Raw genomic sequence first — 13,434 nt, forward strand, 5'->3', positions numbered from 1 at the left:
ACGCAACTGGATGAAACACCAGTATGGCGCATCTGAACCAAAATTCAAGTCTGTCTGAGGCAGGTAGCTAATCAGGCCCATTTAACACTCAAACTTCACACTCAGCTCGCCCGGGGCGCGCTGCTGGGCATGAGCAGCTCAAAAACGGCCCCCTCGCCTTCCGTGCTGCGCACGCTGATGCTGCCGCCCAGCAGGCTGACCACCGCGTTATAGGAAATATGCAAGCCCAGGCCGGTACCGCCGCGGCCCATCTTAGTGGTCACAAAAGGGTCAAAGATACGGTCCAACAAATCGGCAGGGATGCCACACCCATCGTCGGCCACCCGCAGCAGCAGCCAGCCCTCCTCCCGGGCTTCGCCGGTGATATGCACCGTGCCCTGGTTGCGGCCTTCAAAGCCATGCAGCACCGCGTTGTTCACCAGATTGGTCACCACCTGGCCTAGGGCCCCAGGGTAGCTGTCCATCCACAGCCCGGACGGTATCTCCACCACCACCTTGTAAGGCGTTCGGGCAAACGAAGGGCGCAGGCTGCTGACGATTTCGGCCACCACCTCGGCCAGAGCGAAGCGCCGGCGCTGGGCGCTGGTCTGGTCCACGGCCACCTGCTTGAAGCTGGCCACCAGCTCTGCAGCGCGGTACAGGTTGCGGGTGGAGATATCGGTAGCCTGCTCGACACTGGACAACAGCTCCTCCAGGGCGGTGCGCCGCAGCCCATCCTGCATGGACTGCCTGAACTTGCGCACCTCGTCGCCCAACGCGGTGACCGCCATCAGACCGTTGCCCAGCGGCGTGTTCAGCTCGTGCGCCACACCGGCCACCAGCCCGCCCAATGCGGCCATTTTTTCGACCCGCACCAGGTCGGTCTGGGTCTGGCGCAGCTCGGCAATGGCGGTGGAGAGATCGTCGTTGGCACTGGCCAGGGCCTCGGTACGGCGCGCCACGCGCTCCTCCAGCTCGGCGTTGAGCTCACGCAGGGCGTTATCGATACGGTACATCTCGGTGATGTCCACCCCGGCCCAGACCATCATGTGCAGAGCCCCGATCTGCACCGTGTCGCGTGATAGCTGGATCAGCACTGGCTCGCCATCACCGCGCAGCATCCAGGCCTCGGCGGTGGCATGCCCAGCCTGGAGCGCGGCAAACATGGCCGCGCGGTCGTCTTGGGAGCGCCACATATTCAGCTCCGTCGCGGTGCGGCCCAATGCGTCTTCACGGCGGCGCCGGAACACCCGGCACCAGGCCAAATTCACGTCCAACAGAGCGAACGGAGATTCCGTGCTGGTCACCGACATTGCCACCGGCGAGGTGTTGAAGATGGCCTGTGATTTCTGCTGGCGCTCCTGCAGCGTGGCCGCCATCTTTTCCAGGTCACCCGAGAGGCTGTTGAACTCGGCGATCGTCCCCTGCTGCCAGGGGCTGACCTGCTCGCCGGCCGATATCTGACCAGCGCGCACCACAATCCGCCGCAGCGGACGTATCAGGCGGGACGCCCAGAACGGAGCCAACAGGAAGCCCACGACCAGCGCCCCCAAAAACACCGTAAAAACAATCACCACCAAGCCACGGATCTCGTGGTTCTCCAGGCCGGAGGGCATGCCACCCACGAAATACCAGTCCAGGTCCATGGAGCGGGATACGGCCGGATGAAAATTCCTGTCCATGAAGCGGAACAGATCGGGCAAGGCCTGGCCCTGCTGAAATGTCGATATCAGCGGCAGGTTCAGCACATTCACACGGCCCACGAGCGCCCCCCCCTCGGTATCCGCCAACACCTCGCCGCGCCGATCCACAAGCCAGATGAGGGAGTCGCGCTGGCCCGCCACCAGCTGGAAGGTGCGCAGCAAATACGATAGCGGCACCTCTGCCACCAGCACACGTTGGGCATCCACTGGATATGCCAACCCCACTGTCACCACGCCAGACAGCACGGACAGGTATTTATCCCCCCAAACCAACTGCTGGCGGGTTTGGGCAGCGCGAAACAGCGGGTTCGCCGACAAATCGCTGCCCAGCCATTCCTCGCGCTGGGCGCGCAGAGTCTCGGGTACACCGGCCGCCAGCACGCGACCAGACCCCGACACCAGGTAAATGGCCCCCATCACGTGCGCGTTGCCCACGGCTTCATCCAGCAGCGCATTCGCCTGCGACGCAGGCGTCAGCCGTAGCGCCTGGCTGAGCACCTGCACACGCGACTCCACCGAGCCCAACAGAATCTCCATCAGGGCGGCCATCTCGCCGATGTCCCGGGCCACCTCTTCCTTGTTGGCCTGCTCGATCTGCGGAATACGCATCCACAGAATGGCACTGCCCACAATCACCAGTGTCACCAGCATGGTGGCCACCAGCAGACCCCCCAGATAGCTGCGCAGCCGCAAAACCATCATGGCAAAGGCACGAATTGACCCGCCTGGATCTGGGTGAACATCATCTTGCGCGTGGCATCGCCAAAGCGGTCGAACTGGATGCTCTGCTGCAGCCCTTCATAGGGGCCGTATTTCAGCAAGGCATCCTTGAGCGACTCATACCAGGACCGCCGCTCCAATGCCTGCAGCAGCACCGTACCCGTGTCAAACGCAGCTACGGAACTAAAGCTGGGTGGCCGCGCAAACCGCACTTGGTATGCATCCCGGAAGCGGCGGTAGCGCTCGGAAGTGTCAGCACGGTCAAACACCTGGGCCGTCATCATGCCCTCTACCGCACGCCCGCCCAGTTCAACCAGATAGTCGCCAGAAGCCCACTCCGAGGCTGTCTTGGGCAAGCCTGGGGCCAGCTTTTCGGCCTGCTGGGCCAGTTGCGCCACGTCCAGCGTTCCGGCAATGAACAGCAAGCCATCCGGCCGGCCGGCCAGCATCTGGCGCACGCTGTCGCCCACGCCCTGCCCCTCCGCGCCAAAAGGCACCTCGACCGCCACCTGGCCGCCCGCCGCAGCAAAGGCAACCCGGAACTCCTGAACCCAGGAGCTGGACAGACTTTTGTTGCGTACGTCATACAGCACGGCCACGCGGCGCTGGCCTCTTTGCACCAGCTTGGCCGCGTAGGCGCTGGCGTTTTCGTGCGCATTGCGGTTCATGCGAAAAAAATAATCGTCCTTGCCCACAAAATCCATGGACGTCACCGTGGGGCTGACCAGCACCAGCTGGGCCGCATCGGCCAGCGGCACCACCAGCGCGGCGGTAGCGCTGGTAAACGAACCCACCGCAGCCACCACCTTGGCCTGCACCAACGCCTGCATGGCTGTCTGGGCCTGCAGCGGCGTCTGGCCGCTGTCACGCACCACCAGCTCAATCGGGTGGCCGTCCAGGCCACCAGTCTGGTTACGTTGCTCGAGGGCCAGCATCAGGCCATTGCGACCATCCTCTTCGACATCCGGGCTGCGATTGGACAAGCCGGCTATGAAGCCTATGCGCACCGGCTGGCCGGGGCCACAGCCTGCCAACAGCCCTGCCAGCAACAGCCAGGGCCAGAATTTCACGGCTTTTTACCCAGGCGCTGCGCCAGCCAGGGCAGCAGCTCTTCGATGACCATGGCCTTGGCATACAAGTAGCCCTGGGCCTCGTCGCAGCCCAGGCTGCGCAAGATGTTGGCCTGGACCTCGGTCTCCACCCCTTCGGCCAGCACCTGCATGCCCAGCTGGTGGCCCAGCGGCACGATCATCTCGGCAATGCGCGCGCCCAACCGGCCCGAGTCCAGCGAACTGACAAACGCGCGGTCAATCTTCAGCCGGTCTGCGGGCAACTGGTCCAGGTAGGACAGCGAGGAAAAGCCGGTGCCGAAGTCGTCAATTGCCACCGCAATGCCGCGCTCCTTGATGGCACGCAGCACGCTGGCGACGCGCTCCATACCCATCACGGCCACCGACTCGGTGATCTCCAGCTCCAGGCAGTCGGGTGGCATGCCGGTGTCGGCCAGCGCCTCGTCCACCGTGGCCAGAAACTGGGGCTGCGCGAACTGTACTGACGACACATTCACCGCCATGCGTATGCCCTGTATGCCCGCGGTACGCAGCTGGCCGTGGGCGTGCAGCGCCGTGCGCAGGACCCAGGCGCCGATGGCCACGATCAGACCGGACTGCTCGGCCACCGGAATGAAGCGATCGGGCGGCACAAACTGGCCGTCTTCGGTACGCCAGCGCAGCAGCGCCTCAAAACCTATGGGCAGCCCGGTGCGCAAGGACATTTGCGGTTGGTAGACAACAAACAAGCGTTCGTGGTCAAAGGCCCGCTGCAGGCCATGCAGCAAGCGGGTGCGCTCGCGTGTGGCAATGCCGATCTCGGCGGAGTAGTAGGCGCTACGGCCCTGGCCCAACTCCTTGGCACGCTTGAGCGCAATCGACGCGTTCTTCAGCAGCTCCAGGCCGCTACCCCCGGCCGCATCGCAACGCACCAGGCCGATGCAGATGGACACCGGGCGCTGGATGTCCTCGATCTCGAACGGCTGCTCGAACACTGCGCGCAGCACCTCGGGCTGGACCCGGATTTCTGCGCCAAACAAGGCAAAGGTGTCGCCACCCACGCGCGCCAGAAACGCGTCGCCCCCATGCAGAGCGCGCAGCCGACGGGTGATCGCGACCAGCAACAGATCGCCGTACACGTGGCCAAACATATCGTTGGTCTCGGCAAACTGGTCCACGTCCATCAGACCCAGGGCGCAGCCTTGCGCCGCGCCATCAGCGATCGCCCGGTCCATATGTTCGATCAGAGCGGTGCGGTTGGGCAAACCCAGCATGCGGTCCACATAGGCATGGTCGCGCAGGCGGGCCACCAGCTCCACATTCGCCGCGCACAGGGCGATATTGGTGCAAAACACCTGCATCAAATGCATGTCCACCGCGCGCAATGGCTGGCCCGAATACACAAACGCCGCAAAGTCGCCCGACTCCCGCCCTTCGAAAAACAAGGTGATGCTGCGCTCGGTGACCAGGTTGCGGCGCTCCGCCAGGCATTGCGTCAGGCTGGCGACGATGTGCGGATCATCGATCTCGCTGATACGGCGGCGCATCAGATAGGCCAAATGCCCGGCCGCCGCAATCACCACGTACTGCGCAGTGCCCTCACTGATGCCGGTACAGGCACATACCAGGCCTTCCGCCTCGATGCCGATCAAACCGGCAATCTGGGTGATCACGCCCTGGGCGAAAGTCTGCACCCCGGCATCGGCAATGAACTGGTTACTGGCCGCCACGATCTGCTCCAGCCCCCGCCGGCTGGCGTCCAGACGGCACAGCTGGTCGTAAGAGCGGATGGCCGTGGTCAGCGCGGTATAGAGCTTGGTGCGGGTCAGCTCGCTCTTGGTCTTGTAGTCGTTGATGTCGTAGCGGCGGATGGTCTCGATCTCGGGCGCCTGGCCGGGCTGCCCGGTGCGCAGGATGATGCGCAGATTCGCCAGACCCAGCCCTTCGCGAATGGCGCCTACCGTAGCCAGACCCGCGTCTTCGGTTTCCATCACCACGTCCAGCAGCACCACGGCCACGCCGGTTTCGTCGCGCAGCATCTGCAAGGCCTCGGCGGCCGAATAGGCGTGCAGCAGTTGCAGGCCACGACCCTCGACCTCCAGGCCACGCAAGCCGTAGGAGGTGCTTTCGTGCACATCGGGGTCGTCATCCACCACCACAATGCGCCAGGCCTCTGGCATGGCCGCACCCGCAGAACTCTCGGCGGCCGACGGAGTGTCTATGAACTCAAGCAGATCATCGTCATCCATGGGCAGTCCGGCAGAAGGCGTGGCGCTAAGTGGGTGGTTAACTCAGTTTCTTACAAACTGTAGCAAAGTACAAGTTTGTAGTAAGTTGAGCGGCTAAGAACGTGTTTGCGTTCTAGTACCCCATCTTCCACCTAAAACCAGGCGCCCGCATGCGGACGAGCCCCTGGTTTTTACAAATTGGGTGCCAACAGGCGTTGCAGATCGGCCTCGGCCACACCCCGGCGCTGGGCCAGGTCTTTCAGCTGGTCTTCGGCGATCTTGCCGACGTTGAAGTACACGCTGTCCGGGTGCCCCAGGTAGAAGCCGCTGACGCTGGCTGCCGGCAGCATGGCCAGGCTTTCGGTCAGCTCCATGCCGATTTCATGGCATTGCAGCAGCGCAAACATGTCCTGCTTGGCGCTGTGGTCCGGGCAGGCCGGGTAGCCGGGCGCGGGGCGGATGCCGGTGTACTTTTCGCCGATCATGTCCTCGACGCTCAGCGCCTCCTGCGGCGCCGTGCCCCAGAGGTCGGTGCGCACGCGCTGGTGCAGGCATTCGGCAAAGGCCTCGGCCAGGCGGTCAGCGATGGCCTTGAACATGATGCTGGAATAGTCGTCCAGCTCGGCCATGAACTGGGCTTCCTTCTTCTCGGCGCCCAGGCCGGCGGTGACGGCAAACATGCCGGCGTAATCGGCCACGCCGCTGGCTTTGGGTGCCACGAAATCGGCCAGGCAGCGGCTGGGGCGCATCACGCCATCGACCGCCTGCTTTTCGGTCTGCTGGCGCAGGCCGTACCAGGTCATGGCGACCTCGCTGCGCGACTCGTCGGTGTAGAAAACGATGTCGTCATCATTCACCGTGTTCGCCGGGTACAGGGCAATCACGCCGTTGGCGGTAAGCCAGCGGCCCTCGACCACGCGTTTCAGCATGGCCTGCGCGTCCTTGTAGACACGGGTGGCTTCTATGCCGACCACCTCGTCGGTCAGGATCGCCGGGTACGGGCCGGCCAGGTCCCAGGTCTGGAAGAACGGGCCCCAGTCGATGTACTTGGCCAGCTCGCCCAGGTCGAAATTCTTGAAGACGCGGCGGCCGATGAACTTGGGCGTTTTGGGTGCATAGCCGGTCCAGTTGATCGGCGTCTTGTTGGCCCGGCATTTGGCCAGCGGCCACAGCGGGGTCTGCTTCTTGTTGGCGTGCTGCTGGCGCACCTTGTCGTAGTCTGCGTTCAGTTCCGCTATGAAATCTGCAGCACCATCCCCAAGCAGACTCTGCGCCACACCCACGCTACGCGATGCATCGGGCACGTAAACGACGGGGCCGTCGTAGTGGTGGGCGATCTTCACCGCGGTGTGCACACGGCTGGTGGTGGCGCCGCCGATCATCAGCGGGATTTTCTTGATGCGGAAGTGGTCGTCCTTCTGCATCTCACCGGCCACGTACTGCATTTCTTCCAGGCTGGGCGTGATCAGGCCGCTCAGTCCCACGATGTCGGCGCCCTCGACCTTGGCGCGCGCCAGAATCTCGTGGCAGGGCACCATCACGCCCATGTTCACCACCTCGAAGTTGTTGCACTGCAAGACCACGGTGACGATGTTCTTGCCGATGTCGTGCACGTCGCCCTTGACGGTGGCGATGATGATCTTGCCCTTGGTGCGCACGTCGCGCCCAGCGGCTTCATCGAGGCGCTTTTCTTCCTCGATGTAGGGAATCAGATGCGCCACCGCGGACTTCATCACCCGCGCCGACTTCACCACCTGGGGCAGGAACATCTTGCCCTGGCCGAACAGGTCGCCCACGATGTTCATGCCGGCCATCAGCGGGCCTTCGATCACGTGCAGCGGACGGCCGCCCTTGGCCAGAATCGCCTGGTAGGCCTCTTCGGTGTCGGGCACGATGAAGTCGGTGATGCCATGCACCATGGCATGGCTCAGGCGCTGCTCCACTGTCACCGGATGGTCCGGTGTGCCGCGCCAGTCCAGGCGCTTGCTCTCGTCCTTGGCGCCGCTCTTGGCGGTTTCGGCGATCTCGACCAGACGCTCGCCGGCGTCGGGCCGGCGGTTCAGCACCACGTCTTCGACGCGCTCGCGCAGCACCGGCTCCAGATCGTCATACACGCCGACCATGCCAGCGTTGACGATGCCCATGTCCATGCCGGCCTGGATCGCGTGGTACAGGAACACGGTGTGGATGGCTTCGCGCACCGGGTCGTTTCCGCGGAACGAGAAGCTCACATTCGACACACCGCCCGACACCTTGGCGCCCGGCAGGTTCTGCTTGATCCAGCGCGTGGCTTCAATGAAGTCCACCGCGTAGTTGTTGTGCTCTTCGATGCCGGTGGCCACGGCAAAGATGTTGGGGTCGAAGATGATGTCTTCGGGTGGATAGCCCACCTCGTCCACCAGGATGCGGTAGGCGCGTTCGCAGATCTCGATCTTGCGCTCATACGTATCGGCCTGGCCTTTTTCGTCAAAGGCCATCACCACCGCCGCCGCGCCGTAGCGGCGCAGCAGCTTGGCGTGGTGCTTGAACTGCTCCACGCCCTCCTTCATGCTGATCGAGTTGACGATGCCCTTGCCCTGGATGCAGCGCAGGCCGGCCTCGATCACCTCCCACTTGCTGCTGTCGATCATGATCGGCACGCGGGCGATATCGGGCTCGCTGGCGATCAGGTTCAGGAAGCGCACCATGGCCGCCTTGCTGTCCAGCATGGCTTCGTCCATGTTGATGTCGATCACCTGGGCGCCGTTTTCCACCTGCTGGCGCGCCACCGACAAGGCCTGGTCGAACTCGCCGTTCAGGATCATGCGGGCGAAGGCCTTGGAGCCGGTGACATTGGTGCGCTCGCCGATGTTGACGAACAGCGTGCCGGGGCCGATGAGCACGGGCTCCAGGCCGGACAACAGCATGGGGGGGACGGAATTTGCGACGGGTTCGGACATTCAACTCACCTGTGGAGGGGGCATGGTTCAGGTGAGCGTCGTTGCGGTCTCGTACACAGAGCTTTCCAAGCCTGACGGGAACCAGCCCCGCTGCAACGCTCCTTGGAAGCACCGATTTTAAAGGCTATGCACGCACCTGCCGGCCTACCCCCTACTCCAAGAAAGCTCTAAACTTCTGGCACGGACCATCTGTTACCTCTACCCCCTCCCCCAGCATGTTTGAAAACTTCTTTGGCAGCAAGAAAACCGTCCAAGGTCAACAACCCGAAGATCTTCTGCCCAAGCAGCGCATGCGGGCCGTAGAAGGGTCCGAATCCGCCAACCGGGCAGCCGAGCTGCTCATCGCTCCCACGGCGTTGATGCAACTGCGACCCGAAGAGGCGCTGACCGTGGTGAGCTATATGACGCCGCGCCGCATCCCGATAAACACCACCTTCATCGTGGAGGGCGACAAAAGCGAAACCGGCTACATGGTGCTACTGCTGGAGGGCGAGGTGACGGTAGAAAACGTCATCGTCAGCCGGCGCAACCCGGTCACCGTGACCGTGCTGGGCCCGGGCAGCCTGATTGGTGAAATGGGCTTGATCGACGGCCAGGCCCGGCTGGCCTCGTGCACCGCCAGCACCAACGTGGTCTGCGCCATCCTGTCGCGTGCCGCCCTGGAAAAGCTCAGCCAGGACGACCCGCACACCGCCGCCAAGCTGCTGCTGGCGATTTCCATGCGCGTGGCCGAGCGGCTGCGCGAAACCTCGGAAAAGCTCAAGCGCTACAGCCAGCTGGTACAGGCCATGCAGCAGGAAATCGACCATTTAATGCCGACCTGATTTGGCTCACCCCCAGGCTTCGCGCACTGCGTGTCGCTACTCCAACCCCCTTTGCAGGGGGCGAACCCGACGGCCCGGCAAAGCCGGTTCCGTGGGTTCCCTGGAATAGAAGCACCCCGGACGCCAATGGCACCGAGGAAGTTGGTTGCTTACTTGCTGTAGGTCAGCACGTAGAACTTGTTGTCAAAGAAGGTATTGGCGTAGTACGGCGACACGCTGGTGGTGATCTTCTTGCTGTAGTCGGCGCTGCCCTCGGCGGTGATGGCGTAGATCTTCTTGGTCTTGTGGTCCATGGCCATGGTGCGCACGCCGGCCATGGTGCCCAGCGCTTCGGACGGCTTGTAGGTGTTCGCGTCCACTTGCTCAAACACATTCATGACCGAGTTCACACCGTTGGTCAGGAACACCCGCTTCAACTCTGCGTCGTACACCACGTCGTCGTTACCACCACCGATTTCATAGGTGTACAGAATCGCGCCATTGTCGGCATCCATCACCGCAAAAGATGGCTTCACCGTCGCACTGCCACGGCAGCCCAGGAAGATGCGGTGGTTGGTCGCATCCAGCGCCAAGCCATTGGTCTGGGCGCAACCGGGTGTGGGCCACTGGGCGGTGACGGTCAGGTCCTTGGTGTTGATGCGGTACACCGCGTTCTCGTCGCGCGAGGCCATGTAGAAATTGCCTTGGCCGTCGGCTTCCGCGTGCTCAGGCTTCTTGGTGCTGACCTTGATGGAGCCGACCTGCTTCAACGAGGGGACATCGAGTACCAGCAACTCGGTACCGTCTTTTTCTGCACCCATATTGACAATGACGCGCTTGGTCGCGGGGTCATAGTGGACGGAGTCCAGATCGTCACCCAGCTTGATAGACGGCTGGGCTTGCAGCGTAGACAGCTTGAACGGCGTGATGGTGCCGTTTTCATTGTATGAAATGCCCAAGTCAAACTCGGAAATCACGGCGGCCCCATTGGAGCTATCGCTGGCCGTCGTACCGATGATGCCCAGCGCCTTGTGCTTGGCCAGATCGTAGGCCTGCAGACCCGCGCCGCGCCGACCGATGAACAGATGGCCGCGCGCGGCATCCAGTGACACGTAATCCCAGGCCGAGCCCTTGCCAGGAATCGCCGTAGCGTTATCCAGATGCCAGCCGTCAAACGCAGCGGCGGGCAGGGGCAGGGAAACAACGGCTGCGACAGCGGCCGCCACGGAAAGCAATTTGCACACGGACATAGGAACTCCTAAAGATGAGAGCCGCATCCTAGAACTGCGCCAGCGTTTGGCGCAGGGTGCAAATCCTTACGTAATTGCCGCAGTCGGCACTGAACCTAGGCCGGCTGCGCCTGGCGCACTGCCGAGCTGGGCAGGCCAAACACGCGGTCAAAAACCCAGTTGAAAACAAAGGCGTAGACCAGGAAGAACACCAGCAAACCCAGGTCCATCACCAGGGCCTGCCACAGCGTGGCATCGAACCACCAGGCCATCAAAGGCACCAGAAACACCGTCAGCCCGCCCTCGAAGCCGATGGCATGCGCGATGCGCCGGCCCACGCTGCGGCCATGCACGGCCTGTCGCGCTTCCCAGCGCTCAAACAAGGTGTTGAACACCAGGTTCCAGGTGATCGCAATAGCCGAAGCCGCGACCGCCACCACACCCGCCTCCTGCAGGCCGTGGCCCGACATGCCGGACAGACCATAAGTGCTGGCCAGGATGGCAATGGCTTCAAACAAGCCCACGTAGACAATTTTTCTCTTGATACCTTGCATGGCAAATCTGGGGGCGCTGGCGCCTTGGAACCGGGAATGCCGCCACTTTATGTCTTTAATTCTGATATATAAAGTCAGCTTATGTCAGTTTTATTGATAGATTGAGCCATGGCATTCACTACCGAGAGCGTGCAGGTATTTCTGGCCGTGCTGGACCGTGGCTCGTTCTCGGCCGCGGCGCGCACCCTGGGGCGGGTGCCTTCGGCGGTCAGCATGGCCGTCGCCCACCTGGAGGCCGAACTGGGGTTGGAGCTGTTCGACCGCAGCGGGCGCGAGCCCCGGCCCACCGCCACCGCGCGGTCGCTGGAGCCGCAGGCCCGCCTGCTGGCCGGCCAGCTGCAGCAGCTGAACGCCCAGGCTCTGGGGCTGACGCAAGGTCTGGAAAGCCGCCTGACCCTGGCCATCGCCCCCGAGCTGCTGGCGGCGCAATGGCGCAGCCCGCTGGCCACGCTGGCGCAGGAATACCCGCTGCTGGAGGTGGAAGTGCTGGCCGCACCGCAGGCCGACGCTTTGAGCATGCTGCACGCGGGCCGGGCCAATCTGGCCCTGGTGTTCGAGCGTCCCAGCCTGGACGGACGCGAGGGTTTTCAAGAGGTCAGCAGCGAAACCCTGGTGGCGGTGATGGCACCCGCGCTGCTGGCGCGCACCCTACAAAGCCCGGACGGCCTGCGCGAGGAACAGCTGACCAACACCCGCCAGATTGTGGTGGCCAGCCGCGACCTAGCCACCATAGACCGGCGCTTTGCCTTTGCGCGGCACTGCTGGCGCACCGACAACCATATCGCCGCGCTGGGCCTGATCGAGGCCGGCATCGGCTGGGGTTGGCTGCCGCAGTCCTTCGTGCGCAGCCAGATCGCCGCCAGCACACTGGTGCAGATTCCGTTCGACAACCTGACCAACCACATGGAGCTGTGGGTGGACGTAGTCTGGTCCAAGGAGCGGCCGCTGGGCCTGGCGGCGCGGCGCTTCATCGCCCTGGTCAGCGCCAGCCGTGAAGCCAGCAAGATGCTGGCGGCATCCGCGCAGAATTTATAAGAAATCGGCCTCTAGCGCAGGCAGTAGCTGCGCAGCAAGCTACCAATTTAGTAGCATCAACTCTCACTCACCTGGCTGTATTGCCGCGGCCCACGCGGCAAGCATGTAAGCCCCCGCCTGCCACCCACGGCCGAAATTCCAACGCCCGCGCGCCCATTGTTGACAGTCACTGAAAAGTAACAATAATTGAGCACGTCCGCGATTGCAGATACATGTCCATTATTGCAGACACAACCTACCCATCACTTAGGCATTTAGGAGTATCAACATGGCGTTTCGACTTCTGGCATTGGCGGCATTGGCCGCTACCTCCGTGTTTGCAACGGGAACGGCTTTTGCCGCCGGCACCCTGGAACAGGCTCTTGCGCGAGGCCGTCTGGTGGTGGGCACCGGCAGCACCAACGCGCCCTGGCACTTCAAGGGAGAGGACGGCAAGCTGCAGGGCTTTGACGTGGACATGGCCAAGATCATTGCCAAGGCCTTGTTTGACGACCCCGAGAAGGTGGAATTCGTCAACCAGTCGTCGGACGCCCGCATTCCCAACATCACCACCGGCAAGGTGGACATCACCTGCCAGTTCCTCACCGTCACCGGCGCGCGCGCGCAGCAGGTCGCCTTCACCATTCCCTACTACCGCGAAGGCGTGGGCCTGATGCTCAAGGCCAAGAGCCCGTATGCCAATTACGCCGCGCTGAAAAAGGCCGACGCTTCGGTCAAGGTGGGCGTGCTGCAAAACGTCTATGCCGAAGCCATGGTGCATGCCGCCCTGCCCAACGCCAAGGTGGCCCAGTTCGACTCACAAGATCTGATTTACCAGGCCCTGAATTCCGGCCGCGTGGATGCGGTCGCCACAGACCAATCGTCGATCGCCTGGTTCGTCAAACAGAACGCCGGCAAGTACATCGACTCGGGCTACGGCTGGAACCCGCAAACCTATGCCTGCGCCGTCAAGCGCGGCGACCAGGACTGGCTGAACTTCGTCAACACAGCCCTGCACGAAGCCATGACCGGCGTGGAATTCGACAGCTACGCCAAGTCCTTCAACACCTGGTTCGGCGTCAAGCTGGCACCGCCCAAGATCGGCTTCCCGGTCGAATTCCAATAAAGCCCCGTCTGAACAGACACACGGCAACCATTGCCCAGGCCGGGCAATGGCCCGATCAGCGAACCACCAACTGCTTAGCCGAGGCTGCAC

Annotated in this window: 9 protein-coding genes and 1 riboswitch; of the genes, 3 read left to right on the forward strand and 6 right to left on the reverse strand. The window is 63.0% G+C overall.

The annotated features are described in order from the left end of the window. Positions 1-101: 101 nt before the first annotated feature. From AC07VY_RS24895 to metH, 4 genes are all read right to left on the reverse strand, one after another. Complete coding sequence (locus AC07VY_RS24895; protein WP_495099880.1) at positions 102-2,384, reverse strand: ATP-binding protein; 2,283 nt, start codon at positions 2,382-2,384, stop codon at positions 102-104. Next, the gene (locus AC07VY_RS24900; protein ID WP_495099879.1) at positions 2,381-3,472 is read right to left on the reverse strand and encodes an ABC transporter substrate-binding protein; all 1,092 of its coding nucleotides are present in this window, start codon (positions 3,470-3,472) and stop codon (positions 2,381-2,383) included. The genes AC07VY_RS24895 and AC07VY_RS24900 overlap by 4 nt, the downstream gene beginning before the upstream one ends. Then, on the reverse strand, positions 3,469-5,700 hold the full coding sequence (locus tag AC07VY_RS24905) for a putative bifunctional diguanylate cyclase/phosphodiesterase (RefSeq protein WP_495099878.1): 2,232 nt from the start codon (positions 5,698-5,700) through the stop codon (positions 3,469-3,471). The genes AC07VY_RS24900 and AC07VY_RS24905 overlap by 4 nt, the downstream gene beginning before the upstream one ends. A 170-nt stretch (positions 5,701-5,870) precedes the next feature. Beyond that, positions 5,871-8,618 (reverse strand): methionine synthase, encoded by a 2,748-nt coding sequence (gene metH, locus AC07VY_RS24910; protein WP_495099877.1) that lies wholly within the window; start codon positions 8,616-8,618, stop codon positions 5,871-5,873. Between the two features lie 26 nt (positions 8,619-8,644). Then, a riboswitch (S-adenosyl-L-homocysteine riboswitch) is annotated at positions 8,645-8,728 on the reverse strand. A 105-nt stretch (positions 8,729-8,833) separates the two neighbouring features. Here metH and AC07VY_RS24915 point away from each other — a divergent pair. Continuing rightward, the gene (locus AC07VY_RS24915) at positions 8,834-9,442 is read left to right on the forward strand and encodes a Crp/Fnr family transcriptional regulator (RefSeq protein WP_495077459.1); all 609 of its coding nucleotides are present in this window, start codon (positions 8,834-8,836) and stop codon (positions 9,440-9,442) included. Positions 9,443-9,591: 149 nt separating this feature from the next. On the opposite strand, the gene AC07VY_RS24920 is transcribed toward AC07VY_RS24915, so the two are convergent. Both AC07VY_RS24920 and AC07VY_RS24925 read right to left on the reverse strand, forming a co-directional pair. Beyond that, complete coding sequence (locus tag AC07VY_RS24920) at positions 9,592-10,671, reverse strand: YncE family protein (protein WP_495099876.1); 1,080 nt, start codon at positions 10,669-10,671, stop codon at positions 9,592-9,594. 95 nt (positions 10,672-10,766) lie between these two features. Further along, on the reverse strand, positions 10,767-11,204 hold the full coding sequence (locus tag AC07VY_RS24925) for a PACE efflux transporter (RefSeq protein WP_495099875.1): 438 nt from the start codon (positions 11,202-11,204) through the stop codon (positions 10,767-10,769). Positions 11,205-11,312: 108 nt separating this feature from the next. Here AC07VY_RS24925 and AC07VY_RS24930 point away from each other — a divergent pair, with 108 nt between their 5' ends. Both AC07VY_RS24930 and AC07VY_RS24935 read left to right on the forward strand, forming a co-directional pair. Then, entirely contained in the window at positions 11,313-12,239 is a 927-nt protein-coding gene (locus AC07VY_RS24930) for a LysR family transcriptional regulator (RefSeq protein ID WP_495099874.1), read from the forward strand. Between the two features lie 268 nt (positions 12,240-12,507). Then, positions 12,508-13,344: a transporter substrate-binding protein gene (locus AC07VY_RS24935; RefSeq protein ID WP_495099873.1), complete on the forward strand. Its 837-nt coding sequence runs from the start codon at positions 12,508-12,510 to the stop codon at positions 13,342-13,344. Positions 13,345-13,434: the final 90 nt, after the last annotated feature.

Source organism: Rhodoferax sp. GW821-FHT02C08 (genome assembly GCF_059421805.1).

Excerpts from the sequence above, each read along its gene's own strand:
- AC07VY_RS24895 (WP_495099880.1), bottom strand. The coding sequence starts at position 2,384 with ATGATGGTTTTGCGGCTGCGCAGCTATCTGGGGGGTCTGCTGGTGGCC.
- AC07VY_RS24905 (WP_495099878.1), bottom strand. The coding sequence starts at position 5,700 with ATGGATGACGATGATCTGCTTGAGTTCATAGACACTCCGTCGGCCGCC.
- metH (WP_495099877.1), bottom strand. The coding sequence starts at position 8,618 with ATGTCCGAACCCGTCGCAAATTCCGTCCCCCCCATGCTGTTGTCCGGC.
- AC07VY_RS24915 (WP_495077459.1), top strand. The coding sequence starts at position 8,834 with ATGTTTGAAAACTTCTTTGGCAGCAAGAAAACCGTCCAAGGTCAACAA.
- AC07VY_RS24920 (WP_495099876.1), bottom strand. The coding sequence starts at position 10,671 with ATGTCCGTGTGCAAATTGCTTTCCGTGGCGGCCGCTGTCGCAGCCGTT.
- AC07VY_RS24925 (WP_495099875.1), bottom strand. The coding sequence starts at position 11,204 with ATGCAAGGTATCAAGAGAAAAATTGTCTACGTGGGCTTGTTTGAAGCC.
- AC07VY_RS24930 (WP_495099874.1), top strand. The coding sequence starts at position 11,313 with ATGGCATTCACTACCGAGAGCGTGCAGGTATTTCTGGCCGTGCTGGAC.
- AC07VY_RS24935 (WP_495099873.1), top strand. The coding sequence starts at position 12,508 with ATGGCGTTTCGACTTCTGGCATTGGCGGCATTGGCCGCTACCTCCGTG.